The organism is Pseudomonas sp. S2_F07 (assembly GCF_054668325.1).
Genome location: NZ_CP162758.1, coordinates 1580868 through 1605339, shown reverse-complemented (window position 1 = coordinate 1605339; position 24472 = coordinate 1580868). Strand labels below are relative to the sequence as shown.

22 protein-coding genes are annotated in these 24472 nt (G+C 60.2%); all 22 read right to left on the bottom strand.

Translation table 11 applies throughout. From position 1 onward, the window contains the following. Positions 1–30: 30 nt before the first annotated feature. Positions 31–171: a hypothetical protein gene (locus AB4O40_RS07275; protein ID WP_177336466.1), complete on the bottom strand. Its 141-nt coding sequence runs from the start codon at positions 169–171 to the stop codon at positions 31–33. Positions 172–683: 512 nt separating this feature from the next. Next, the gene (gene nuoN / locus AB4O40_RS07270; RefSeq protein WP_056723848.1) at positions 684–2147 is read right to left on the bottom strand and encodes an NADH-quinone oxidoreductase subunit NuoN; all 1464 of its coding nucleotides are present in this window, start codon (positions 2145–2147) and stop codon (positions 684–686) included. Positions 2148–2154: 7 nt separating this feature from the next. Beyond that, on the bottom strand, positions 2155–3687 hold the full coding sequence (gene nuoM / locus AB4O40_RS07265) for an NADH-quinone oxidoreductase subunit M (RefSeq protein WP_056723846.1): 1533 nt from the start codon (positions 3685–3687) through the stop codon (positions 2155–2157). 39 nt (positions 3688–3726) lie between these two features. Then, positions 3727–5580 (bottom strand): NADH-quinone oxidoreductase subunit L, encoded by a 1854-nt coding sequence (gene nuoL / locus AB4O40_RS07260; RefSeq protein WP_056723844.1) that lies wholly within the window; start codon positions 5578–5580, stop codon positions 3727–3729. Continuing rightward, positions 5577–5885, bottom strand: a complete 309-nt coding sequence (nuoK, locus tag AB4O40_RS07255; protein WP_007946416.1) for an NADH-quinone oxidoreductase subunit NuoK — start codon at positions 5883–5885, stop codon at positions 5577–5579. Before nuoK ends, nuoL begins: the two co-directional genes overlap by 4 nt. A 2-nt stretch (positions 5886–5887) precedes the next feature. Then, the gene (gene nuoJ, locus AB4O40_RS07250) at positions 5888–6391 is read right to left on the bottom strand and encodes an NADH-quinone oxidoreductase subunit J (RefSeq protein ID WP_053161453.1); all 504 of its coding nucleotides are present in this window, start codon (positions 6389–6391) and stop codon (positions 5888–5890) included. Positions 6392–6400: 9 nt separating this feature from the next. Beyond that, positions 6401–6946 (bottom strand): NADH-quinone oxidoreductase subunit NuoI, encoded by a 546-nt coding sequence (gene nuoI, locus AB4O40_RS07245; protein ID WP_015094374.1) that lies wholly within the window; start codon positions 6944–6946, stop codon positions 6401–6403. Positions 6947–6958: 12 nt separating this feature from the next. Then, a complete protein-coding gene (gene nuoH / locus AB4O40_RS07240) occupies positions 6959–7966 on the bottom strand; it encodes an NADH-quinone oxidoreductase subunit NuoH (protein ID WP_056723843.1) in 1008 nt (335 codons plus the stop codon). After that, positions 7963–10677 carry an NADH-quinone oxidoreductase subunit NuoG gene (gene nuoG / locus AB4O40_RS07235; RefSeq protein ID WP_056723839.1) on the bottom strand — a complete coding sequence of 905 codons (2715 nt, stop codon included), beginning with the start codon at positions 10675–10677 and terminating at the stop codon, positions 7963–7965. The genes nuoH and nuoG overlap by 4 nt, the downstream gene beginning before the upstream one ends. Before the next feature lie 136 nt (positions 10678–10813). Next, positions 10814–12169: an NADH-quinone oxidoreductase subunit NuoF gene (nuoF, locus tag AB4O40_RS07230; protein WP_460055236.1), complete on the bottom strand. Its 1356-nt coding sequence runs from the start codon at positions 12167–12169 to the stop codon at positions 10814–10816. Then, positions 12166–12663 (bottom strand): NADH-quinone oxidoreductase subunit NuoE, encoded by a 498-nt coding sequence (gene nuoE, locus AB4O40_RS07225; protein ID WP_046037843.1) that lies wholly within the window; start codon positions 12661–12663, stop codon positions 12166–12168. The genes nuoF and nuoE overlap by 4 nt, the downstream gene beginning before the upstream one ends. Before the next feature lie 2 nt (positions 12664–12665). Next, a complete protein-coding gene (nuoC, locus tag AB4O40_RS07220) occupies positions 12666–14450 on the bottom strand; it encodes an NADH-quinone oxidoreductase subunit C/D (protein WP_460055239.1) in 1785 nt (594 codons plus the stop codon). Between the two features lie 73 nt (positions 14451–14523). Beyond that, complete coding sequence (locus AB4O40_RS07215) at positions 14524–15198, bottom strand: NuoB/complex I 20 kDa subunit family protein (protein WP_007970441.1); 675 nt, start codon at positions 15196–15198, stop codon at positions 14524–14526. Between the two features lie 10 nt (positions 15199–15208). After that, entirely contained in the window at positions 15209–15622 is a 414-nt protein-coding gene (locus AB4O40_RS07210) for an NADH-quinone oxidoreductase subunit A (RefSeq protein WP_003223812.1), read from the bottom strand. A 544-nt stretch (positions 15623–16166) separates the two neighbouring features. Continuing rightward, on the bottom strand, positions 16167–17492 hold the full coding sequence (gene aceA, locus AB4O40_RS07205) for an isocitrate lyase (protein ID WP_034146910.1): 1326 nt from the start codon (positions 17490–17492) through the stop codon (positions 16167–16169). 473 nt (positions 17493–17965) lie between these two features. Next, positions 17966–18727 (bottom strand): secretin N-terminal domain-containing protein, encoded by a 762-nt coding sequence (locus tag AB4O40_RS07200; RefSeq protein ID WP_460055244.1) that lies wholly within the window; start codon positions 18725–18727, stop codon positions 17966–17968. A gap of 223 nt (positions 18728–18950) precedes the next feature. Beyond that, positions 18951–19376, bottom strand: a complete 426-nt coding sequence (locus tag AB4O40_RS07195) for a GNAT family N-acetyltransferase (RefSeq protein WP_056723832.1) — start codon at positions 19374–19376, stop codon at positions 18951–18953. Further along, positions 19369–20538: a ribosomal protein uL16 3-hydroxylase gene (locus AB4O40_RS07190; RefSeq protein WP_056723830.1), complete on the bottom strand. Its 1170-nt coding sequence runs from the start codon at positions 20536–20538 to the stop codon at positions 19369–19371. The genes AB4O40_RS07195 and AB4O40_RS07190 overlap by 8 nt, the downstream gene beginning before the upstream one ends. Positions 20539–20625: 87 nt before the next feature. Then, positions 20626–21996: an adenylosuccinate lyase gene (purB, locus tag AB4O40_RS07185; RefSeq protein WP_007972090.1), complete on the bottom strand. Its 1371-nt coding sequence runs from the start codon at positions 21994–21996 to the stop codon at positions 20626–20628. 124 nt (positions 21997–22120) lie between these two features. Next, complete coding sequence (hflD, locus tag AB4O40_RS07180) at positions 22121–22744, bottom strand: high frequency lysogenization protein HflD (RefSeq protein WP_008053455.1); 624 nt, start codon at positions 22742–22744, stop codon at positions 22121–22123. Further along, positions 22741–23874: a tRNA 2-thiouridine(34) synthase MnmA gene (gene mnmA / locus AB4O40_RS07175; RefSeq protein WP_056723828.1), complete on the bottom strand. Its 1134-nt coding sequence runs from the start codon at positions 23872–23874 to the stop codon at positions 22741–22743. Before mnmA ends, hflD begins: the two co-directional genes overlap by 4 nt. A gap of 59 nt (positions 23875–23933) precedes the next feature. Continuing rightward, on the bottom strand, positions 23934–24380 hold the full coding sequence (locus AB4O40_RS07170) for an NUDIX hydrolase (protein WP_056723827.1): 447 nt from the start codon (positions 24378–24380) through the stop codon (positions 23934–23936). Positions 24381–24472 lie beyond the last annotated feature (92 nt).

Genomic DNA, 24472 nt, shown 5'->3' with positions numbered 1-24472 from the left:
AACGGGGGAACCTGTCCCCCGTTCGTATTGTTACTCGACGTCTTGTTCTACAAGTTCCGCCAATTCAGCTTCGGTCAATTGCAATGCTTCGATCTGCTCAGGCGTAGGTGTTTCCTGTTGCTCGATATCCGTGATTTTGTTGGCATTCCAGCCGCTGACCATATAACCCATTGGGAAGTTTCCTTTGATTAGAAATGGAGTGTGCTTTTTTCAGCACGAGTCGAATCTATAATCAAAGGGGTATTTGGGTCAAAAGTGTGCAGATGTTGCAGTTCTTGGCTGTCGGCGCCGATGAAATATGTACACATCAATTTTGGTTTGTTATTTGTTTTCCAATAGATGTCGCCGCATTTCAAGAGTTGAATGCAGAGAGGCAGGGGCTTGCGTGGGGGCGGATAAACGAAAGTGGATACTTATATATTCGGATTCCCGGTATATCCGGGCGCCGCTTTCCAGGTTTTGTAGTCGTTGTGTGTCGGATCTTTCAGAAAGAGGTGGATCAAAAATGACGCTGGGAGAAACTGGCCGGTTTTCGGCTGGTGCGTATGGTGAGTTTTCCTATAGCGATCGAAAAACTCTCACACATCCGACGGCAGGGGAGGCTCTGAACTATTTTACAGGCGCCAATGCAAACGGCACCCGAAGGTGCCGTTTGTGTTTTCTACCGAGTGTCGCTTAAGCGATCAACCCACCAGGCCCGATTGCTGAACCAGGTTCAGCAGCGGTTGTGGGTAGACGCCGAGGAAGAACGCGACCAGGGCGATAGCCAGCAGCATCACGCCACCTGCCTTCTGTTCCCAGTGCAGTTGCGCATCGACGCGACGCAGGTTCGGTTCGATCAGGTACAGGGTGACCATCACGCGCAGGTAGTAGAAGACGCCAATGGCGCTGCCCAGTACCAGCGAGCCGACCAGCCACCACTGATGGGACTCGACACCGGTGGCGATGATGTAGAACTTGCCGATGAAGCCCGCGGTCAGCGGGATACCGGCCAGGGACAGCATCATCACGGTCAGGACAGCGGTCAGGTACGGACGGCGCCAGAACAGGCCGCGGTATTCGTACAGGGCGTCCGCGTCACGGCCTTTGTACGGCGAGGACATCAGGGTGATCACACCGAAAGCACCGAGGCTGGTGATCACGTAGGTGACCAGGTACACGCCGATGGCTTCCACGGCCAGGCCCTTGCTCGCCACCAGGGCGATCAGCAGGTAACCGAAGTGGGCGATGGACGAGTAACCCAGCAGACGCTTGAGGTTGCTCTGGGTCAGTGCCAGCAGGTTACCGAACAGGATCGACGCGATGGCAATGATGGTCAGCACGTCGCTCAGGACACCGCTGCTCGCCGCTGGCGAGATCTGGAACAGACGCACCATCACGGCGAACACAGCCACTTTGGAAGCGGTCGCCAGGAACGCTGCGACCGGCGCCGGAGCACCCTCGTAAACGTCCGGAGTCCAGAGGTGGAACGGCACCAGCGACAGCTTGAACGCCAGGCCGATCAGCATCATGCCCAGGCCCAGTTGTGCCAGCGAGCTTGGCAGGCCGGTAGCCGCCAGTGCCTGACCGATGCCGACGAAGCTCAGGGAGCCGGAGTCAGCGTAGAGCAGGGCCATGCCGAACAACAGGAACGCGGAACCGGCCGCCGACAGCACCATGTACTTGATGCCGGCTTCCAGCGAGCGCTTGTTGAAGAAGGCATAAGCCACCAGACCGTAGACCGGCACCGACAGCAGTTCCAGACCGATGAACAACCCGGCCAGGTGCTGCGCGCTGACCAGAACCAGGCCACCGGCGGCGGCCATCAGGATCAGCAGGTACAGTTCTTCACGGTTGCCCGGGTAACCCGTGCCGCCATCGCCGAGGTAGGCGTGGGCGAGGGTGACACAGGCGAGGGTGGCGACCAGGATCAGCGCCATGTACAGACAGGCGAAGCTGTCGATCTGCAGCAAGGGCGTCACGGCCAGGGGCGCGACTTTCAAGGCAGGCAGGATCGACAACAGTGCCAGGTTCAAACCCGCCACGGAAATCAGGAAGGTCTGCGAGTGGTTGCGGCGCCAGGCGATCGCCAGCATCACCACGATGATCGTGGCGCTGGTGATCAACAGCGGCGCTAGCGCGATAAAGTGTTGGGTCGTGAATTCCATAGCGCTCTTACCGGGCCGAAGCGAGTTGAGTGAAGGCGGTGCCGAGCCACTGCTGCACGCCATGCATCGTCGCGGCAGAGGTATCGAGGAACGGTTGTGGGTACACGCCGATGTAGATCAGCAGTGCGGCCAGACCGACCACCATGATCATTTCGCGACCGTCCATGCCATGCAGCACCGCGTCCGATTTGGCCGGGCCGAAGTACGCACGGTGGATCATGATCAGCGAGTAGACCGAACCGAACACCAGGCCGGACGTCGCGATGATGGTCACCCATGGGGCGATCGGGAAGGTGCCGATCAGGATCAGGAACTCTCCGACGAAGTTACCGGTACCCGGCAAGCCCAGGGATGCCGCTGCAAAGAACAGGCTGAGGGCCGGCAGGTAAGCGATCTTCGACCACAGGCCACCCATTTCACGCATGTCGCGGGTGTGGGTGCGCTCGTACAGCTGACCGGAGAGGATAAAGAGTGCCGCGGCCGACAGACCGTGAGCCAGCATCTGCATCACCGCGCCCTGCAGCGCCAGTTGGCTGCCGGAGTAGATGCCGATCAGTACGAAGCCCATGTGGGAAACGGACGAGAAGGCAATCAGACGCTTGATGTCGGTTTGCGCGAACGCCAGGAACGCACCGTAGAAGATCCCGATCAGGCCCAGGGCCATCGCAAACGGCGCGAACTCGGCCGAAGCATTCGGGAACAGCGGCAGGGCGAAGCGCAGCAGGCCGTAGGCAGCGGTCTTCAGCAAGATACCGGCGAGGTCGACGGAACCTGCGGTCGGCGCCTGGGCGTGAGCATCAGGCAACCAGGAGTGGAACGGCACGACCGGCAGCTTGACCGCGAAGGCGATGAAGAAGCCGAGCATCAGGATGTACTCGGTGGTCATCGACATCTTGGTCTTCAACAGGTCGGCGTAGTTGAAGGTAATCACGCCGGTGTCGTTGAAGTTGACCAGTACCAGGCCCAGGATCGCCACCAGCATGATCAGGCCGGAAGCCTGAGTGAAGATGAAGAACTTGGTCGCCGCGTAGATCCGGGTTTTCTTGCCGTCCGAAGAACTGTGACCCCAGAGCGCGATGAGGAAGTACATCGGCACCAGCATCATTTCCCAGAAGAAGAAGAACATGAACAGGTCGAGGGCGAGGAACACGCCGACGACACCGCCCAGGATCCACATCAGGTTCAGGTGGAAGAAGCCCACGTGACGCTGGATTTCTTTCCACGAGCAGAGTACCGAGAGCACACCCAGCAGACCGGTCAGCATGATCATCAACAGCGACAGGCCGTCGAGGGCCAGGTGCACGTTGATGCCGAAGCGCTGGATCCAGACTTGCTTGAACTCAAGCGCCCAAGTCGGATCGGCGCCAGGCTTTGGTGCAAATGAATAATCACCGTTGGCCCACAGCCAGAGGCCGAGGGAGAGCAACAGGGACATGGTGATCAGCGCAATCCAGCGGGGGAGGGTGGCGCCGAAGCGCTCACCCATCCAGCACAGCAGGCCGCCGATGAAGGGGATCAGGATTAGCCAAGGCAGAATCATGACGGGTTCGTTTCCTTTCGCAAATTCGCAAGGTTCATATCAGACCGCTACCAGCACGACGGCGCCGATTACCAGCACGGCACCAGCAGCCATCGAGGCGGCGTACCAACGCAGTTGACCGGTCTCGGTACGGCTCAGGGCGGTGTGACCGCCTTTGGCCATGCGCGGGATCAGACCGATGGTCTGGTCGAGCGGGTCTTTGCGCAGGATGTGGCTGATCGCCAGGTACGGCTTGACGAACAGTTTGTCGTAGATCCAGTCGAAGCCCCAGGCAGCGAACCACCAGGCCGAGAGGAAACGGCCGATGCCGCTGTTGGCGACGGCGGTGACGAAGCGACGCTTGCCGAGGAACAGCAGCGCGGCCAGCAGGATACCGGCCAGGGCGATGGCGCCCGAGGCGATTTCCAGGCTGTGCTTGGCTTCGCCGCCGGCATGGCCGACGCTTTGCGGCAGCACGCCGTGCAGCGGTGGAACGATCATCGCGCCGATGAAGGTCGACAATACGATCAGCACCGACAGTGGCAGCCAGTGCGCAATGCCATGACCGGCGTGGGCTTCGGTCTTCACTTCACCGTGGAACGCGATGAAGATCAGGCGGAAGGTGTACAGCGAAGTCATGAACGCACCGACCAGACCGGCGTAGAGCAGACCGTTGTTGCCGCTGGCGAAGGCTTCCCAGAGGATTTCGTCCTTGGAGTAGAAGCCTGCGGTTACCAGTGGCAAGGCCGCCAGGGCCGCGCCGCCGACGATGAAGCTGGCGTAGGCCAGTGGCAGTTTCTTCCACAGACCACCCATCTTGAAGATGTTCTGCTCGTGGTGGCAGGCAACGATCACCGCACCGGACGCAAGGAACAGCAGGGCCTTGAAGAAGGCGTGGGTCATCAGGTGGAAGATCGCGCCGTCCCAGGCACCAACGCCCAGGGCCAGGAACATGTAGCCGATCTGGCTCATGGTCGAATAGGCGAGGATACGCTTGATGTCGGTCTGGACCAGGGCTGCGAAACCTGCGAGAACCAGAGTCACACCGCCAACGATGCCCACCAGGTGCAGGATTTCCGGCGCCAGGGTGAACAAGCCGTGGGTACGGGCGATCAGGTAGACGCCCGCGGTCACCATGGTTGCAGCGTGGATCAGTGCCGAAACCGGAGTCGGGCCGGCCATCGCGTCCGCCAGCCAGGTTTGCAGCGGCAACTGCGCGGATTTACCGACAGCGCCACCGAGCAGCATCAGGGTGGCCATGACCATCCAGAAGTCGCCGGACTGGAATTTCTGTGGAGCCAGCACCAGCAGTTCCTGAACGTTCAGCGTGCCCAGTTGGGCAAACAGAATGAACAGGCCGATGGCCATGAACACATCACCGATACGGGTCACGATGAAGGCCTTGAGTGCGGCGTTACCGTTGTTGCGGTTGCTGTAGTAGAAACCGATCAACAGGTACGAGCACAGGCCCACGCCTTCCCAGCCGAAGTACAGGAACAACAGGTTATCGCCCAGCACCAGGAACAGCATGCTGGCGATAAACAGGTTGGTGTAGGCGAAGAAGCGCGAGTAGCCGTCTTCACCGCGCATGTACCAGGACGCGAACAGGTGGATCAGGAAGCCGACGCCGACGACCACACCGAGCATGGTCAGCGACAGGCCGTCCAGATACAGGGCGAAGTTCGGCGTGAAGCCTTCCACCGCCATCCACTGCCACAACACCTGGGTGTAGTGGCCGCCTTCCGGCGGGGCGACGTTGAATTGCCAGATCACGTAGGCGGTAACGATCGCAGACAGACCGATGGAGCCCACGCCGATCAGCGCGGCCAGGTTTTCCGAAATGCGGCCGCGTGAGAACGACAGCAGCAGGAAACCAATGAGAGGGAATACGAAAGTCAGAAAGAGTAGGTTCATCCGCGCATCTCACTGGCAGCGTCGATATCGAGCGTGTGGAAGCGGCGATACAGTTGCAGCAGGATCGCCAGGCCAATACTGGCCTCGGCGGCTGCGAGGCTGATCACCAGGATGAACATGATCTGTCCATCCGGCTGCGCCCAGCGGCTACCGGCAACGATGAACGCCAGCGCGGAGGCATTCATCATGACCTCCAGGCTCATCAGCACGAAAAGGATGTTGCGGCGGACCATCAGGCCGACCAGACCGAGGCAGAACAGGATGCCGGCGACCGCCAGACCATGCTCCATGGGGATAGCAGGCATCGTCATTGCTCCTTGGCTTCGTTGCGGCCCAAGTGGAACGCCGTGACAGCTGCGGCGAGCAGCAGCATCGAGGCGAGTTCGACCACCAGCAGGTAAGGACCGAACAGACTGATGCCTACGGCCTTGGCGTCTACGGTGGTGTGGCCGATGGCTTCACCGGTCTGGTGGGAGAACAGCACGTACAGCAGTTCCACCAGCAGCAGCGCGGCGAGGAGGACCGGGCCGCCCCAGATACCGGGCTTGAGCCAGACGCGCTCTTGCTGAACCGAGGCCGGGCCCAGGTTCAGCATCATCACCACGAACACGAACAGCACCATGATGGCGCCAGCGTAGGCGATCACTTCCAGGACACCGGCAAACGGTGCGCCGAGGGCGAAGAACGTCATGGCCACGGCGATCAGCGAAATGATCAGGTAGAGCAGGGCATGCACAGGGTTGGTGTTGGTGATCACGCGAAGCGTGGACACCACAGCGATACCCGATGCGAAATAGAAAGCGAATTCCATCTTTCTTCCTTAAGGCAGCAAGCTCTTCACGTTGATCGGCTGGGCTTCATTCTGCGCGGAGCCTTTCGGCTTCCCGGCAATCGCCATACCTGCAACACGATAGAAGTTGTAATCAGGGTTTTTGCCGGGGCCGGAGATCAGCAGATCTTCTTTCTCGTAAACCAGGTCCTGACGTTTGAACTCGGCCATTTCGAAATCCGGTGTCAGCTGGATCGCGGTGGTCGGGCAGGCTTCCTCGCAGAGGCCGCAGAAAATGCAGCGCGAGAAGTTGATGCGGAAGAAGTCCGGGTACCAGCGACCGTCTTCGGTTTCAGCTTTCTGCAGCGAGATGCAACCGACCGGGCACGCCACGGCGCACAGGTTGCAGGCTACACATCGCTCTTCACCGTCGGGGTCGCGGGTCAGGACGATACGTCCACGGTAGCGCGGCGGCAGGTAGACCGGTTCTTCCGGGTACTGCAGCGTGTCGCGCTTGCGGAAGGCGTGGCCGAAAATCATCACCAGGCTGCGAAGCTGGGTGTAGAAGCCATGCACGATGTCAAATATGTACTTCATGATTCTCTATCCTCACTGAGCCGCGACGGCGGGCGTGTTGAGCAACACGATCGCAGCGGTCACCAGCATGTTGACGAGGGTCAGCGGCAAGCAGAACTTCCAGCTGAAATCCATCACTTGGTCATACCGTGGGCGCGGAATCGAGGCGCGCAACAGAATGAAGATCATGATGAAGAACGCGGTTTTCAGTGCGAACCAGATGAACGGGATCTGCGGCAGGATGCCGAACGGACCGTGCCAGCCACCGAAGAACAAGGTCACCAGCAGCGCCGAGATCAGCACGATGCCGATGTACTCGCCGACGAAGAACATGCCCCATTTCATGCCGGCGTATTCAATGTGGTAACCGTCAGCCAGTTCCTGTTCCGCTTCCGGCTGGTCGAACGGGTGACGGTGAGTCACGGCCACGCCAGCGATGAAGAAGGTCAGGAAACCGAAGATCTGTGGAATGATGAACCACAGGTTCTGCGCTTGATATTCAACGATGTCGCGCATGTTGAACGAGCCGACCTGGATCACGATGCCCATCAGCGACAGGCCCATGAACACTTCGTACGACACGGTCTGCGCCGAGGCACGCAAGCTGCCCAGCAGGGCGAACTTGTTGTTGCTCGACCAGCCGGCGAACAGTACCGCGTAGACCGACAGGCCAGCCATGGCGAAGAAGAACAGGATGCCGATGTTGATGTCCGCCACGCCCCAGGTCGGGGTGATCGGGATGATCGCGAAGGCAATCAGCAGGGCGCTCATGGCCACGACTGGTGCCAGGGTGAAGATCATCTTGTCGGCGAATGGAGGCGTCCAGTCTTCCTTGAAGAACATCTTGATCATGTCGGCGGCGATCTGGAACGCGCCGAACGGACCGACGCGGTTCGGACCGTAACGGTCCTGCCAGAGGGCGAGCAAACGACGCTCGACCCAGCTCAGCAGTGCGCCGCAAACCACCACGGCGAGCAGAATCACCACGGCCTTGAGGACCGCGATGATCACATCGATCACTTCAGGAGTGAACAAGGTCATTGAGCTGCCTCCTGCAGACCGTCAACGGATTTACCGAAAATTGCTGGCGGAATGCCGGCGATGCCCGCAGGCAGTGCCACCAGGCCAGCGCCCAGCTCTTCGTTGATACGCAGCGGCAGACGCAGGGTCTGGCCAGCCACGTTCAGGCTCAGCATGGCACCGTCGTTGACGCCCAGGCGGTCGGCTTCGGACTTGGCCAGTGCAACATAAGCAGCCGGAATGCGTTCCTGAACCGGAGCGGCTTTCGAAGAGTTCTCTTCGCTGCCGAACAGATGGAAGAACGGCACGGCCTGCCAGGTACCAGGAGCTGGGTTGAACGCACGCGGAGCGCTGGCGAACCAGTTCAGCGAGTCACCGGTGCTTTCGATCAGGCGGGTGCCCGGGTCGCCAGCGCGGATGTGACCACCGACTTCGTCCTGGAACTTGTTCCAGGCTTGCGGCGAGTTCCAGCCCGGAGACCAGGCGAATGGCACTTGCTGACGCGGTTCGACCGAGCCCGAGTAACCTTCCATCGAGAAGTTGAACGCGGTGTCGTTGTCTTGCGGAGTACGCGGTTCGTGCACGTTGATGTCGGCACGCATGGCGGTACGACCGGAGTAACGCAACGGTTCACGGGCCAGTTTCATGCCCTTGATGCGGAACGCGGCGGACGGCGCGGCATCGACGATGCGGTTCAGGATCGAGGTGCTGGAAGCGACGGCGGCGGTGGCGTGGTCCAGTTGGGTCCAGTCGATCGGCTGGTTCAACAGGGTTGCGCGCAGGGCATGCAGCCAGCGCCAGCCTTCGTGAACCAGGATGCTCGCGTCCATGTACTTCGGATCGAAGACCTGGAAGAAGCGCTGGGCGCGGCCTTCCTGGCTGACCAGGGTACCGTCGCCTTCAGCGAAGCTGGCGGCTGGCAGAACCAGGTGCGCGCGATCGCTGGTGGCAGTCTTCTGATGGTCGGCCACGATCAGCACTTTGGCGGCGGTCAGGGCAGCATCGACCTTGGCCTTGTCGGTACGGGTGTACAGATCGTTTTCCAGCACGACGATGGCGTCGGCTTTACCATCGATCACCGCTTGCAGCGCGGCGTCAACCGATTCGCCACCGAGCATGGCCAGGCCGAGGCTGTTGGCCTCTGGCACGATCAGGCTGATGGAACCGTTCTTCTCGCGCAGCTTCAAGGCTTTGGCGATGTTCGCGGCGGCTTCGATCAGGGCTTTGGAGCCCAGGGAAGTGCCGGCGATGATCAGCGGACGCTTGGCTGCGAGCAGGGCGTCGGCGATGCGCTTGGCCAGTTCGAGGGCTTCAGCGTCCAGGCCTTCAACGGCCGGAGCGCTGGCGTCGAGGGCGTGAGCCACGGCGAAACCGATGCGGGCCAGGTCGTCTGGAGCGGCGTGGACGCACTCTTCGGCGATGTCGTCGAGCTTGGTTTCAGCCAGGCTGGCGATGAACAGCGGGTTCAGCGCGTGCTGACCGATGTTCTTCACGGCGGCGTCGAGCCAAGGCTGGACGCGCATGGCGTCGGCCATGTCTTCGGCCTTGCCCTTGACCGATTGACGCAGGGACAGGGCCATGCGCGCAGCCGTCTGGGTCAGGTCTTCACCGAGGACGAACACGGCGTCGTGGTCTTCGATGTCGCGCATGTTCGGCACTGGCAGCGGGCTGTCTTTGAGCACTTGCAGGACCAGGCGGATGCGCTCCAGCTCGGCAGCTTCGATACCCGAGTAGAAGTGCTCGGCGCCGACCAGTTCGCGCAACGCGTAGTTGCTTTCGAGGCTGGCACGTGGCGAACCGATACCGACGATGTTGCGACCGCGCAGCAGGTCGGCGGCTTTATCCAGCGCTTCGTCGAGGCTCAGCTTGGTGCCGTTGGCCAGCAGCGGCTGGCGTGGGCGGTCTTCGCGGTTGACGTAGCCATAGCCGAAACGGCCACGGTCGCACAGGAAGTACTGGTTCACCGAACCGTTGAAACGGTTTTCGATACGACGCAGTTCGCCGTAACGTTCGCCCGGGGAGATGTTGCAACCGCTGGAGCAGCCATGGCAGATGCTCGGCGAGAACTGCATGTCCCACTTGCGGTTGTAGCGCTCGGAGTGAGTCTTGTCGGTGAACACACCGGTCGGGCAGACCTCGGTGAGGTTGCCGGAGAACTCGCTTTCCAGGGTGCCGTCTTCTACACGTCCGAAGTACACGTTGTCGTGGGCGCCAAACACACCGAGGTCGGTGCCGCCAGCGTAGTCTTTATAGAAGCGCACGCAGCGGTAGCAAGCGATGCAGCGGTTCATCTCGTGGGAAATGAACGGGCCCAGTTGCTGGTTCTGGTGGGTACGCTTGGTGAAGCGGTAACGGCGCTCGTTGTGGCCGGTCATTACCGTCATGTCTTGCAGGTGGCAGTGACCGCCTTCCTCACAGACCGGGCAGTCGTGGGGGTGGTTGGTCATCAACCATTCAACAACACTGGCGCGGAAGGCCTTGGATTCTTCATCTTCGATGGAGATCCAGGTGTTGTCGGTGGCAGGGGTCATGCAGGACATGACGATACGACCACGGGTGTCGTTCTCGTCGGTGTACTGCTTGACCGCGCACTGGCGACAAGCGCCAACGCTGCCGAGGGCAGGGTGCCAGCAGAAATACGGAATATCGAGGCCCAGAGACAGACATGCCTGTAACAGGTTGTCTGCCCCATCGACTTCGAGCGCTTTGCCGTCTACGTGGATAGTGGCCATGGTTCAAAGTTCTTCGTTGGCCCGGTGTCAGCGGGCGTGGCTAATGGAATCTTGTTATCCGCGTGAATCAACACAGCCGTTAAAGGCGTCATCACACGAAAAGCGAAGGGCACGGACCCTTCGCTTTTTTAAGCGTTTACGCGCCGACTACGATCGGCCTTGCCAGGGGCGGGACGGCGGCGCTGACAGGCGCGATACCGGCTTCGAACTCTGGACGGAAGTATTTGATTGCGCTGCCCAACGGCTCCACGGCGCCCGGTGCGTGAGCACAGAAGGTCTTGCCTGGGCCGAGGAAGCCGACCAGACCCAGCAGGGTCTCGATGTCGCCTGGCTGGCCTTCACCGCTCTCGATGGCCATCAGGAGCTTGACGCTCCATGGCAAGCCATCGCGGCACGGGGTGCAGAAGCCACAGGACTCGCGGGCGAAGAACTGCTCCATGTTGCGCAGCAGGGACACCATGTTGACGCTGTCGTCCACCGCCATGGCCAGGCCGGTACCCATGCGGGTGCCCACTTTGGCGATGCCGCCGGCATACATTTGTGCGTCCAGGTGTTCCGGCAACAGGAAGCCGGTACCGGCGCCGCCAGGCTGCCAGCACTTGAGCTTGTAACCGTCGCGCATGCCGCCGGCGTAGTCTTCGAATAGCTCGCGACCGGTAACGCCGAACGGCAGTTCCCACAGGCCAGGGTTCTTGACCTTGCCGGAGAAGCCCATGAGCTTGGTGCCCATGTCTTCGCTGCCTTCGCGGGCCAACGATTTGTACCAGTCCACGCCGTCAGCGATGATCGCCGGCACGTTGCACAGGGTCTCGACGTTGTTCACGCAAGTCGGCTTGCCCCATACGCCAACGGCGGCAGGGAAGGGCGGCTTGGAGCGCGGGTTGGCGCGGCGGCCTTCGAGGGAGTTGATCAGCGCGGTTTCTTCACCGCAGATGTAACGCCCGGCGCCGGTGTGGACGAACAGCTCGAAATCAAAACCCGAGCCCAGGATGTTCTTGCCCAGCAGGCCGGCTGCCTTGGCTTCTTCCACGGCACGGTTGAGGTGCTTGGCGGCGGTGGTGTACTCGCCACGCAGGAAGATGTAGCCACGGTAGGTTTTCAGCGCGCGGGCACTGATCAGCATGCCTTCGATCAGCAGATGGGGCAGTTGCTCCATCAGCATGCGGTCTTTCCAGGTGTTGGGCTCCATTTCATCCGCGTTGCACAGCAGGTAGCGGATGTTGATGGATTCGTCCTTTGGCATCAGGCCCCACTTAACACCAGTGGGGAAGCCAGCACCGCCGCGACCCTTGAGGCCGGAGTCTTTCACGGTCTGGACGATGTCGTCCTGGGCCATGTCGGCGAAGGCCTTGCGCGCAGCGGCGTAACCGTTCTTGGCCTGGTACTCGTCGAGCCATACGGCTTCGCCGTCGTCACGCAGGCGCCAGGTCAGCGGGTGAGTCTCGGCCGAACGCTTGATGAGGTTGGCCGGACCGAAAGAAGTCAGGGTCATACGTAGCCCTCGAGCAAATTGGCAACGCCTGCTGGCTGCACATCACCGAAAGTGTCGTCGTCGATCATCAACGCCGGCGCCTTGTCGCAGTTGCCGAGGCAGCAGACCGGCAGCAGGGTGAAACGACCGTCGGCGGTGGTCTGACCCAGGCCGATGCCCAGCTTGCTCTGGATTTCGCTGACCACGGACTCGTGGCCGCCGATGTAGCAGACCATGCTGTCGCAGACGCGAATGATGTGACGGCCAACCGGCTGACGGAAGATCTGGCTATAGAAAGTAGCCACGCCTTCAACGTCGCTGGCCGGGATGCCGAGGATCTCGCCGATGGCGTACAAGGCGCCGTCCGGCACCCAGCCACGTTCCTTCTGGACGATCTTCAGGGCTTCGATCGACGCCGCGCGCGGGTCTTCGTAGTGATGCAGCTCGTGCTCGATGGCCGAGCGCTCGGTTTCACTCAAGGTGAAACGGTCTGTCTGGATAAGCGTGCTGTTCATGCTTAGCGGTCCACGTCGGCCATAACGAAATCGATACTACCCAGGTACGCAATCAAGTCCGCGACCATGCTGCCTTTGATCACCGAAGGGATCTGCTGCAGGTGCGGGAAGCTTGGGGTACGAATCCGGGTGCGGTAGCTCATGGTGCCGCCATCGCTCGTCAGGTAATAACTGTTGATGCCCTTGGTCGCTTCGATCATCTGGAAGGATTCGTTGGCCGGCATGACCGGGCCCCACGATACTTGCAGGAAGTGCGTGATCAAGGTTTCGATGTGCTGCAGGGTGCGCTCTTTCGGTGGCGGCGTGGTCAGCGGGTGATCCGCCTTGTACGGGCCTTCCGGCATGTTGCGCAGGCACTGGTCGATGATCTTGATGCTCTGGCGCATCTCCTCGACACGCACGATGCAGCGGTCGTAGGCATCGCCATTGGCGGCCAGCGGCACTTCGAATTCGAAGTTCTCGTAGCCCGAGTACGGACGCGCTTTACGCAGGTCGAAATCGCAGCCGGTCGAACGCAGGCCGGCACCGGTGACGCCCCATTCCAGGGCCTCTTTGGTGTTGTAGGCGGCAACGCCGATGGTCCGGCCACGCAGGATGCTGTTGTCCAGTGCGGCTTTCTGATATTCGTCCAGACGCTTGGGCATCCACTCGACGAAGTCTTTAACCAGTTTTTCCCAGCCCCGCGGCAGGTCGTGGGCGACGCCACCGATGCGGTACCAGGCCGGGTGCAGGCGGAAACCGGTAATGGCCTCGATCACCGTGTACGCCTTCTGGCGGTCGGTGAAGGTGAAGAACACCGGGGTCATGGCGCCGACGTCCTGGATGTAGGTACCCAGGAACAGCAGGTGGCTGGTGATCCGGAAGAACTCGGCCATCATGATGCGGATGACGTCGACCTTCTCCGGCACCTTGATGCCGGCCAGCTTCTCGACCGAGAGCACGTACGGCAGGTTGTTCATCACGCCGCCGAGGTAGTCGATACGGTCGGTGTACGGGATGAAGCTGTGCCAGGACTGACGCTCGGCCATCTTCTCGGCACCACGATGGTGGTAACCGACGTCCGGTACGCAGTCGACGATTTCTTCACCGTCCAGCTGCAGGATGATACGGAACGCACCGTGCGCGGACGGGTGGTTCGGGCCGAGGTTGAGGAACATGTAGTCCTCGTTCGGGCCGGAACGCTTCATGCCCCAGTCTTCCGGCTTGAAGCGCGCGGACTCTTCCTCGAGTTGCTGCTTGGCCAGGTTCAGGGTGAACGGGTCGAACTCGGTGGCACGGGCCGGGAAGTCCTTGCGCAGCGGGTGACCTTCCCAGGTCGGCGGCATCATGATGCGCGACAGGTGAGGGTGACCTTTGAAGTCGATGCCGAACATGTCCCAGACTTCACGCTCGTACCAGTTGGCGTTCGGCCAGATGCTGGTGACGGTCGGCAAGCTGAGGTCGCTCTCGGACAAGGCGACCTTGATCATTACGTCACTATTACGTTCGATCGACATCAAGTGATAGAACACGGAGAAGTCGGCGCCGTTCGGCAGCCCTTGACGCTTGGTGCGCAGACGCTCGTCCACGCCGTGCAGGTCATAGAGCATGACGTATGGCTTGGGCAGGTTACGCAGGAAGCCCAGGACTTCGACGAGTTTGGCGCGGGCAACCCAAAGCACCGGCATGCCGGTGCGGGTCGGCTGGGCGGTGAACGCCTCCGGGCCAAAACGGTTGTTCAGTTCGACGACCACATCCTGGTCGTCTGCCTTGTAAGGCGGGATGTACAGAGCACTGCCTGTAGTCATGGTTATTTTATCGCTTTCGGTCAACGTAAAGAATGAAGCCAGGTTCTTGTTCTATTAAAGAAGCAGGTCTGGATCAGACTTCGTCGGGGCTGCGCAGGTTGGTTACCTGAATACGCTGTTCGCGGCGCTTTTCCTTTTCGGAAGGCATCTCGGCGCGATACACGCCTTGATCACCAACGACCCAGGAAAGTGGACGACGCTCCTGGCCAATCGACTCCTGCAACAGCATCAAGCCTTGCAGGAAAGCCTCAGGGCGGGGCGGGCAGCCAGGCACGTAGACGTCCACGGGCAGGAACTTGTCCACCCCTTGAACGACGGAGTAGATGTCGTACATGCCACCGGAGTTGGCGCACGAACCCATGGAAATGACCCATTTAGGTTCGAGCATTTGCTCGTAGAGACGCTGAATGATCGGCGCCATCTTGATGAAGCAGGTACCGGCGATAACCATGAAATCCGCCTGGCGCGGCGATGCCCGGATAACCTCGGCGCCAAAGCGCGCGATGTCGTGGGGCGCCGTGAAGGCGGTGGTCATTTCCACGTAGCAGCACGAAAGACCGAAGTTATACGGCCACAGGGAGTTCTTGCGCCCCCAGTTGATCGTGCCGTTAAGCACGTCTTCGAGCTTGCCCATGAAAATGTTTTTGTGGACTTGATCTTCTAACGGATCGGAAACGGTTTCCCGCTGGCCAATCGGATACTGCTCGTTAGGAGCATCGGGGTCGATCCTGGTGAGATTGTATTGCATTGCCAAAGCCTCATTGTTTCAGCTTCGCTTGCCGCTTGCGCCGAGCTTCCGGAGCCCAGTCAAGGGCGCCCACTCGGAATAGGTAGACAAGACCTGCCAACAGAATTGCTATGAAAACGAGAGCTTCGACGAATCCGGTCCAGCCGCTTTCGCGGACGGACACAGACCATGCAAAGAGAAAGAGGGCTTCAATATCGAAGATCACGAACAACATCGCGACCAGATAGAATTTGGCTGAGAGCCGCAAGCGGGCGCCACCTGTAGGTAGCATGCCGGACTCGAACGGTTCGTTTTTGCTGCGGCCCCAGGCTTTTGACCCGAGGAGGCTGGAGACGCCCAGCATGAAGGCACAGAGGCCGACGACGCCTAGAAGGAAAATGGCAAAGCCCCAGTTATGGGCCATGAGTCCTGTCGCTTCGGGCATGCTGGTAATCCTTAACAGAGAGCAAAGGTCTCTGAGCTTGAAAAGAAACAAAAGCAGTGACGATATGTCGCAGCAATCAATCCCGCTGATTTTATGGCTAAACACCCGGCAAGTAAAATTCCTATAGCGAAATTTATTATAGGAATAAGGACATAGCGAGCCTCAAAAGCCCTGTGGCCCTTGGCCCGTGGGCATTAGCCGGCATTTCGTCAATTATGTTTTGTAGGGAATGTAACGAACATAGTTGATGCTAAATGATAATCAATATTGTTTGTGGTGGTTTTTAAACTGTTTATTCCGCAAGTGCGCAGAAAGTTGCCTTATATGCGCGTTACTGTAGGAGCTGACGAGTGAAACGAGGCTGCGATCTTTTGATCTTGCCTTTGAAAGATCGCAGCCTCGTTTCACTCGTCAGCTCCTACAGGGGGTGGCGGTGTTTGGGAAAACGCGCACAAAAAAACGCCCCGAACCAGTCGGGGCGTCAGATGGGCGGCGTTGCGGTTTCTAATCAGTCCGCAACGGCCGTTGACTCAGGCGAAGCAGATCAGTGGAACTGTTCTTCTTCGGTCGAACCGGTCAGTGCGGTTACCGAGGACGAGCCACCCTGGATCACGGTGGTCATGTCGTCGAAGTAGCCGGTGCCCACTTCCTGCTGGTGAGCCACGAAGGTGTAGCCCTTCGAAGCGTCAGCGAATTCCTGCTCTTGCAGCTTCACGTAGGCAGTCATGTCGTTGCGGGCGTAGTCGTGCGCCAGGTTGAACATGCTGTGCCACATGTTGTGAATGCCGGCCAGGGTGATGAACTGGTGCTTGTAACCCATGGCGGACAGTTCGCGCTGGAACTTGGCGATGGTCGCGTCGTCCAGGTTTTTCTTCCAGTTGAAGGAAGGCGAGCAGTTGTACGACAGCAGTTGGTCCGGGTATTCCTTCTTGATCGCTTCGGCGAAGCGACGAGCTTCGTCCAGGTCCGGCTTGGCGGTTTCGCACCAGATCAGGTCGGCGTACGGAGCGTAGGCCAGGCCGCGAGCGATGGCCTGGTCCAGACCGGCGCGCACTTTGTAGAAGCCTTCCTGGGTACGTTCGCCAGTCACGAATGGCTGGTCGTACGGGTCGCAGTCCGAAGTCAGCAGGTCAGCTGCGTTAGCGTCGGTACGGGCCAGGATGATGGTCGGAGTACCGGCAACGTCAGCAGCCAGGCGGGCAGCGGTCAGCTTCTGTACGGCTTCCTGGGTAGGAACCAGTACCTTGCCGCCCATGTGGCCGCATTTTTTCACGGAAGCCAGTTGGTCTTCGAAGTGAACGCCGGCGGCGCCTGCTTCGATCATGCTCTTCATCAGCTCGTAAGCGTTCAGTACGCCGCCGAAACCGGCTTCGGCGTCAGCAACGATTGGCGCGAAGTAGTCGATGTAGCCGTCGTCGCCCGGGTTCTTGCCGGCTTTCCACTGGATCTGGTCGGCACGACGGAACGAGTTGTTGATGCGCTTGACCACGGTTGGAACCGAGTCCACCGGGTACAGCGACTGGTCCGGGTACATCGATTCGGCGGAGTTGTTGTCCGCAGCCACTTGCCAGCCAGACAGGTAGATCGCCTGGATGCCGGCCTTGACTTGTTGTACAGCCTGGCCGCCGGTCAGGGCGCCCATGCAGTTGACGAAATCTTTCTCAGGACGGAAGGCTGGCTTGGCACCCTGGGTCACCAGGTTCCACAGCTTCTCGGCGCCCATTTTTGCAAAGGTGTGCTCAGGTTGAACCGAGCCACGCAGGCGGACGACGTCAGCAGCGGAGTAAGTGCGTGTCACGCCTTTCCAGCGCGGGTTTTCAGCCCAGTCTTTTTCGAGGGCTGCAATTTGCTGTTCGCGTGTCAGTGCCATGGGAGATAAACCTCGTCGCGTCTTTATGAAAAGTTGTTCTGCGGTGGAAAATTCCTGCGCTCGCTGACCAGAAGCTTAAGCGGTCAAGTCGGGTTCGGCGGGGAGGGCGACGGGATGAACGATCGGCTCGAGGGGAAGTGAGCAGGTAAAGGCGGACTGCGGGCGCATTCGGGCGTCGTGGGCCTTGGTGCGAACATCAGTGTGGTGCCGGGTTACCTATTACGCTTCCGTCCCTCGGGACAACTTCGTTCCAGTCGACAACCTCGTCAAACACACCTTGTGGGCGGTACAGACACGAAGCGGTTCGCGGGGTAGGTGCGAACATCGCCTCGAAGGCCCTTGCCAGGGCCTCTGATTAGCGGGAGCGAGGCCATCATGCCTTTGCTTTTTTGGCTCGTCAAACGTTTTGTAGTGCTTTTTTTCAGGCACTACATCTTTGGTCTAATACGACTCGTCAGTCAGTTTTTGGTGCTTTAGTCCAGGGTGTCGACTTTCACCCGCAATGTCATGTCGTTGCGGCTCTGGGTCGAGTAGCTGCGGGTCTGGCCCTGTTTGTCGGCCTGGGTCTGGCCGTTGACCCCGGCCAGCAGGATCCATTCACCGAGGTGGCCGGTGACGGTTGTGTCGGTGCTTTGTACGTTCACTACATCAGGACGTTCCTGGCTCATGCGGTCACGGTTGGTGCTGATCGACAGGTGAACGATGTCGCCGGTGACGTTTGCCGTGACGTAGAAGCCCTGGGTGACGTTGCGGTATTCGGTCTGGCTGCGCAGGTCGCCGTAGGAGTCGGTCTGCGAACTGGTCAGCGGCACGCTCTGGCCGACCTGGATCAGCGCCGGTGCGCCTTCGCTGGCCTGCACTTGCTGGATGCCGCCGTCGCGGCTGTCGGTGCTGTAGTTGATGATGTGGGCCTGGCTTGGCTTGGCGCCGTTCACCGAATGACCCTGGTCACCCTGGAAGTTGTTGTCGCTGGTGTCGACGGTGATCAGCAGGCGCTTGGGTGCGGTGTCGAGTTGCGAAAGAAGGGCTTTAAGTTCGTCGATCTTGCGCTGATCGGCGTTGACGATGAGTTGATTGCCGTAGGCGCTGACCTGTCCGTCCTTGCCGATGAAGTCCTGCGCCACCGGCAGCAGGTCGGCGCTGGTGTGGTACTTGAGGGGCACAATTTCTGTGGCTGCCATCACCGAAAAACTGCAACCGAGCAGCAAGGTGGTGAGCAGGGTGCGTAGGGACATGTCCGTTATCTCCGCGTTCTGAAGCTTGATATTGCCAGTTTGTCGGCCTGGCGTGGCGCTAGTTGAATCGTAGACAGCAAAACGCCCCGGCATCGTGCGATGTCGGGGCGTTTTGTGGCGTGCTTTCTGGCCTCTTCGTCGGAACGCCGCCCGGAGCAAGCCCGCTCCCACAGGTTTAGCGTGAACCTTGTGGGAGCGGGCTTGCTCGCGAAAGGGGCACCTCTCAGGCCGAATGGCGGACCATGTCCACATGCGGAATCCCGGCTTCAAGGAACTCCTCACTGACCAGGTGAAAGCCCAGGCGCTCATAGAATGCCGTGGCTTGTACCTGAGCGCTGAGCATCTGCTGCTTGAGTCCGCGCTCTTCGGCCTCTGCGATGACCGCTTGCATCAGTGCATCACCGACTTTCAGGCCGCGCCAGTCCTTGAGTACCGACACCCGGCCGACGTGGCCGTCGGGCAGCAGGCGGGCGGTGCCGATTGGAAAGTCGCCTTCGTAAGCGAGGAAATGCACTGCATCAATGTCATCGGCGTCCCATTCCAGTTCTGGCGGAACGGATTGCTCGGCAACGAAAACCGTCTCACGAATGCGCCGGATCTCGGCGTTGTCCTTTTGCCAGTCTGCGACACGTACGTGAATCTTATTCATCGGCAAACCCCAGGCTTCCTTGCTTGACCAGTTCGCACAGCAGGCCACGACCGTCTTCGTCGCTTAGCCAGTCGCCAAGGTTGTCGGCGTGCAGCGCGTCGGCGGCGCAGATCATCTTCAGCAGTTCGCGCAGTTTGCCCGGCAGGTAACGGCTCTGGCCGCTGGCGAACAGCAGCAGGTCGTCATCGACTTCAGACCACGCCAGGCGTGCGCTCGGGTTGCGAATCAGGATCGCGCCTTGTTCCAGGGCGGACATGAAGTCTTCTTCTTCGACCTCTTCCGGGCCCACCACCAGTTCCGGGTAGCGTGGCTCGGTCATGAACTGGCCGAACCAGGTCAGCAGCAGGCGCTCGTCGCTCATGTGCTCGGCCAGCAAGCCTTTGAGGCGGTCGAGTGCGTCACGCTGGATCTGGTGAGGGTCGGCAGTCGGCAAGGCGTCGGCGTCGGTGTAGCGTTCTTCGTCCGACAGGAACTGGCTGAGGAAGTCGGTGAAGTGGGTCAGCACTTCAGCGGCGCTCGGTGCGCGGAAGCCGACCGAGTAGGTCATGCATTCATCAACGGCAACGCCGCAATGGGCCAGGCGCGGTGGCAGGTAGAGCATGTCGCCCGGTTCCAGCACCCATTCATCGGTGGCTTCGAATTCGGAGAGGATGCGCAGGTCGGCGTGGGCCAGCATCGGGCTCTCGGTGTTGCACATCTGGCCGATCTTCCAGTTGCGCTTGCCGTGGCCTTGCAGCAGGAACACGTCGTAGTTGTCGAAGTGCGGACCGACGCTGCCACCCGGTGCGGCGTAGCTGATCATCACGTCGTCGATGCGCCAGCTTGGCAGAAAGCGGAAATTTTCCAGCAGTTCGCTGACTTCCGGGACGAACTGATCCACGGCTTGAACCAGCAGGGTCCAGTCAGTTTCAGGCAGCTTGCTGAATTCATCTTCGGCGAACGGGCCGCGACGCAGTTCCCACGGACGCTCGCCATTCTCGATGATCAGTCGCGATTCGACTTCTTCTTCCAGCGCCAGGCCGGCCAGTTCGTCGGCGTCGATCGGGCTTTCGAAATCAGGAATGGCCTGACGGATCAGCAGCGGCTTTTTCTGCCAGTAGTCGCGCAGGAATTCCCGTGCCGTGATGCCGCCCAGAAGTTGAAGAGGAATATCAGGATTCATGTGTAACCTATTGAAAAAATGCACTTTTCAGACGGGAATAAAAACGCCCGGCGCGGCCGGGCGTCTTATAAAGGGTCTAGCGGTCGATCAGATGCGCTTGGCTTGTTCTACAGCGTTGCCGATGTAGTTGGCCGGGGTGAGCAATTTCAACTCGGCCTTGGCGGCGGCTGGCATGTCCAGGCCGTCGATGAAAGTCTGCAGCGCTTCTGGGCTGATGCCCTTGCCGCGGGTCAGTTCTTTCAGCTTTTCGTACGGGTTTTCGATGTTGTAGCGACGCATCACGGTCTGGATCGGCTCGGCCAATACTTCCCAGCAGGCGTCCAGGTCAGCGGCAATCTTCTGCTCGTTGAGCTCAAGCTTGCTGATGCCCTTGAGGCTGGCTTCGTACGCGATCACGCTGTGGGCGAAGCCGACACCGAGGTTGCGCAGTACGGTGGAGTCGGTCAGGTCGCGCTGCCAGCGGGAGATCGGCAGCTTGCTCGCCAGGTGCTGGAACAGCGCGTTGGCGATACCCAGATTGCCTTCGGAGTTTTCGAAGTCGATCGGGTTGACCTTGTGTGGCATGGTCGACGAACCGATTTCGCCAGCGATGGTGCGCTGTTTGAAATAACCCAGGGAGATGTAGCCCCAGATGTCGCGGTCGAAGTCGATCAGGATGGTGTTGAAACGGGCGATCGCGTCGAACAGCTCGGCAATGTAGTCGTGCGGTTCGATCTGCGTGGTGTACGGGTTGAAGCCCAGGCCCAATTCGTCTTCGATGAAGGCGCGGGCGTTGGCTTCCCAGTCGATCTCAGGGTAGGCCGACAGGTGGGCGTTGTAGTTGCCGACGGCGCCGTTGATCTTGCCCAGCAGCGGAACGGCAGCGACTTGAGCGATCTGGCGCTCCAGGCGGTAAACCACGTTCGCCAGTTCTTTGCCCAGGGTGGTCGGCGAGGCCGGCTGACCGTGGGTGCGCGACAGCATCGGCACGTCGGCGAAGCGGATCGCCAGTTCGCGGATGGCGTTGGCGGTCTGGCGCATCAGCGGCAGCATCACGTCATCGCGGCCTTCGCGCAGCATCAGGGCGTGGGACAGGTTGTTGATGTCCTCGCTGGTGCAGGCAAAGTGGATGAACTCGCTGACCTTGGCCAGTTCCGGCAGCTTGGCCGCTTGCTCTTTGAGCAGGTATTCGATGGCCTTGACGTCGTGGTTGGTGGTGCGCTCGATCTCTTTGACGCGCTCGGCGTGCTCCAGAGAGAAGTTTTCCGCCAGGGTGTTGAGCACAGCGTTGGCTTCGGCGGAGAACGCCGGCACTTCACTGATGGCAGGGTGAGCGGCCAGGCGCTGGAGCCAGCGCACTTCAACCAGGACGCGGGCACGGATCAGGCCGTACTCGCTGAAAATTGGGCGCAGGGCCTGGGTTTTGCCGGCGTAGCGGCCGTCAACAGGGGAAACCGCAGTGAGCGAAGAAAGCTGCATGGGGTGTTCTCGGACAGTCGGGCAACGAAATGGGGCGCGTATCATACATGAAAAAATCCGCCGGTCCGTCGCCAACTGACCGGCGTATTACGCGTATTGCTGAGTTCGTATCTGTCGATGCGGGTTATTCGTTACGCATCAAGGGGTAAAGCTCTTTGAGCAATTTGCGGCGACTGATCACCAGCTGCCAGCGATGACCGCCCAATTGCCGCCAAAGGCGCGCCGAACGAATGCCTGCCAGCAGCAGGGCACGAATTTTCGAGGCATTGCTCGGTTGTTGCAGGTTGCGCATGTCGCCGTGCACCTGGATGCGTTGGCGCAGGGTGCTCAGGGTGTCCTGATACAGCGCGCCGCAGGCGGCGACCACGTTTTCGTGGGCCGGGCCGAAGTGTTCGACCTGGGACTGGATCTGCGGCAGGCGCTTGCCGATCACGTCGAGCATGTCGTTGCGCTTGGCCAGCTGGCGCTCAAGGCCGAGCATGGCCAGGGCATAACGCAATGGCTCGCGCTGCAGGGCACTTGGGTCGCGTTCGAGGGCGCCGATCAGTGCGCGGTAACCTTCACGCAGGTTGATGTCGTCGCCGCCGTAGACTTCCAGGGTGTCCTTGGGGTCGCGGATCAGCAGGCTGCCGAGCATGCAGGTCAGGCCGGCTTCGTTGGTCTGGCCGGTCTTGGCGATCCTGTCCACCAGCACCGCGGCGAGAAACACGCCGCCCAGTGCCGTCAGTTGCTCCTGAATCGGGTTCATAGGGCCTGGCCCTTGCTCGTCCACGGCTCGGCTACTTCAATCACGCCGCCGCCGAGGCAGATTTCACCGTCGTAGAACACCACGGACTGGCCTGGGGTGACCGCGCGCTGCGGATCATCGAAGGTCGCGCGATAACCGGTGGCGGTTTTTTCCAGGGTGCACGGCTGGTCGCTCTGGCGATAACGAACCTTGGCGGTCAGCTTGCGTGGCTGGCTCAGGTCGACCGGGTTGACCCAGTAGATATCGGAAGCGAGCAGGGCGCGGGAGAACAGCCACGGGTGATCATTGCCCTGGCCAACGATCAGCTCGTTGTGTTCCAGGTCCTTGATCAGCACGTACCACGGCTCATCGCTGGCGTCTTTCAGGCCGCCAATACCCAGGCCCTGACGCTGACCGATGGTGTGGTACATCAGGCCGTGGTGGCGGCCGATGATTTCACCTTCGGTGGTTTTGATCTCGCCCGGTTGCGCCGGCAGGTACTGCTTGAGGAAGTCGCTGAAGCGGCGTTCGCCGATAAAGCAGATCCCGGTGGAGTCCTTTTTCTTCGCGGTCGCCAGCTCGTATTTCTCGGCAATGGCGCGCACTTGTGGTTTTTCCAGTTCGCCGACCGGGAACAGGGTCTTGGCGATCTGTTCACCGCCGACGGCGTGCAGGAAGTAGCTCTGGTCCTTGTTCGGGTCCAGGCCCTTGAGCAGTTCGGTGCGGCCATCGATGTCGCGGCGACGCACGTAGTGGCCGGTGGCGATCAGGTCGGCGCCAAGCACCATGGCGTAGTCGAGGAACGCCTTGAACTTGATTTCGCGGTTGCACAGGATGTCCGGGTTCGGCGTGCGTCCGGCCTTGTATTCGGCCAGGAAATGCTCGAACACGTTGTCCCAGTACTCGGCGGCGAAGTTGGCGGTGTGCAGCTTGATGCCAATCTTGTCGCACACGGCCTGGGCGTCCGCCAGGTCATCCATGGCGGTGCAATATTCCGTTCCATCGTCTTCTTCCCAGTTCTTCATGAACAGGCCTTCCACCTCATAGCCTTGCTCGATCAGCAGGAGGGCGGAAACGGAAGAGTCCACGCCGCCGGACATGCCGACAATGACGCGCTTCTTTTGTGTGTCAGAAGGGGCTGGATCACGCATAGGGATTCAATGAGTGTCTTGAAAAAGGACGCGATTCTATCAGGCTCGGGCCTGCATGGCTAAAGAGAAGGTCGGATCAATTCGAGGTCGAAGTGTTGGCCTGCCAGATAGTCGTCGATGCAACGGATGATCAGCTCGCTGCGCCAGTTGTCGCGTTGCTCGATTAATTCCTCGCGGGTCAACCACTTGGCGCCGACGATGCCGTCGTCCAGTTGATAATCCGGGTGGTGTTTCAGTGGTTTGGCGATAAAGCAGACCCGCTGGTAGGTCACGCCGTTGCTCGGGGCGGTATACAGATAAATCCCCAGCACGCCGGTGGGCTCGACGTCCCAGCCGGTTTCCTCGAGGGTTTCGCGCACGGCGGCTTCAATCAGGGTCTCGTTCGGGTCCAGATGACCTGCAGGCTGGTTGAGCACGTTGCGACCGGCCTTGTGTTCTTCGACCATCAGGAAGCGGCCGTTGTCCTCGACGATGGTGGCGACGGTGATGTGGGGTTTCCAGTCCATGGGTTTTCCTCGGTAAGGTCTTCGGTGTATTCGAAATTGCCAAGATCGCAGCCTTCGGCAGCTCCTACAAGGATCGGTGTAGGAGCTGCCGA

Excerpts from the sequence above, each read along its gene's own strand:
- AB4O40_RS07210 (WP_003223812.1), bottom strand. The coding sequence starts at position 15,622 with ATGCCCGAAGCGACAGGACTCATGGCCCATAACTGGGGCTTTGCCATT.
- nuoL (WP_056723844.1), bottom strand. The coding sequence starts at position 5,580 with ATGAACCTACTCTTTCTGACTTTCGTATTCCCTCTCATTGGTTTCCTG.
- aceA (WP_034146910.1), bottom strand. The coding sequence starts at position 17,492 with ATGGCACTGACACGCGAACAGCAAATTGCAGCCCTCGAAAAAGACTGG.
- nuoF (WP_460055236.1), bottom strand. The coding sequence starts at position 12,169 with ATGACCCTGACTTCTTTCGGTCCGGCCAACCTCATCAAGCGTTCGGCC.
- nuoE (WP_046037843.1), bottom strand. The coding sequence starts at position 12,663 with ATGAACAGCACGCTTATCCAGACAGACCGTTTCACCTTGAGTGAAACC.
- nuoG (WP_056723839.1), bottom strand. The coding sequence starts at position 10,677 with ATGGCCACTATCCACGTAGACGGCAAAGCGCTCGAAGTCGATGGGGCA.
- AB4O40_RS07275 (WP_177336466.1), bottom strand. The coding sequence starts at position 171 with ATGGGTTATATGGTCAGCGGCTGGAATGCCAACAAAATCACGGATATC.
- AB4O40_RS07195 (WP_056723832.1), bottom strand. The coding sequence starts at position 19,376 with ATGAATAAGATTCACGTACGTGTCGCAGACTGGCAAAAGGACAACGCC.
- purB (WP_007972090.1), bottom strand. The coding sequence starts at position 21,996 with ATGCAGCTTTCTTCGCTCACTGCGGTTTCCCCTGTTGACGGCCGCTAC.
- AB4O40_RS07190 (WP_056723830.1), bottom strand. The coding sequence starts at position 20,538 with ATGAATCCTGATATTCCTCTTCAACTTCTGGGCGGCATCACGGCACGG.
- nuoC (WP_460055239.1), bottom strand. The coding sequence starts at position 14,450 with ATGACTACAGGCAGTGCTCTGTACATCCCGCCTTACAAGGCAGACGAC.
- nuoM (WP_056723846.1), bottom strand. The coding sequence starts at position 3,687 with ATGATTCTGCCTTGGCTAATCCTGATCCCCTTCATCGGCGGCCTGCTG.
- nuoK (WP_007946416.1), bottom strand. The coding sequence starts at position 5,885 with ATGCCTGCTATCCCCATGGAGCATGGTCTGGCGGTCGCCGGCATCCTG.
- AB4O40_RS07200 (WP_460055244.1), bottom strand. The coding sequence starts at position 18,727 with ATGTCCCTACGCACCCTGCTCACCACCTTGCTGCTCGGTTGCAGTTTT.
- hflD (WP_008053455.1), bottom strand. The coding sequence starts at position 22,744 with ATGAACCCGATTCAGGAGCAACTGACGGCACTGGGCGGCGTGTTTCTC.
- nuoJ (WP_053161453.1), bottom strand. The coding sequence starts at position 6,391 with ATGGAATTCGCTTTCTATTTCGCATCGGGTATCGCTGTGGTGTCCACG.
- nuoI (WP_015094374.1), bottom strand. The coding sequence starts at position 6,946 with ATGAAGTACATATTTGACATCGTGCATGGCTTCTACACCCAGCTTCGC.
- AB4O40_RS07215 (WP_007970441.1), bottom strand. The coding sequence starts at position 15,198 with ATGCAATACAATCTCACCAGGATCGACCCCGATGCTCCTAACGAGCAG.
- nuoN (WP_056723848.1), bottom strand. The coding sequence starts at position 2,147 with ATGGAATTCACGACCCAACACTTTATCGCGCTAGCGCCGCTGTTGATC.
- nuoH (WP_056723843.1), bottom strand. The coding sequence starts at position 7,966 with ATGACCTTGTTCACTCCTGAAGTGATCGATGTGATCATCGCGGTCCTC.
- AB4O40_RS07170 (WP_056723827.1), bottom strand. The coding sequence starts at position 24,380 with ATGGACTGGAAACCCCACATCACCGTCGCCACCATCGTCGAGGACAAC.
- mnmA (WP_056723828.1), bottom strand. The coding sequence starts at position 23,874 with ATGCGTGATCCAGCCCCTTCTGACACACAAAAGAAGCGCGTCATTGTC.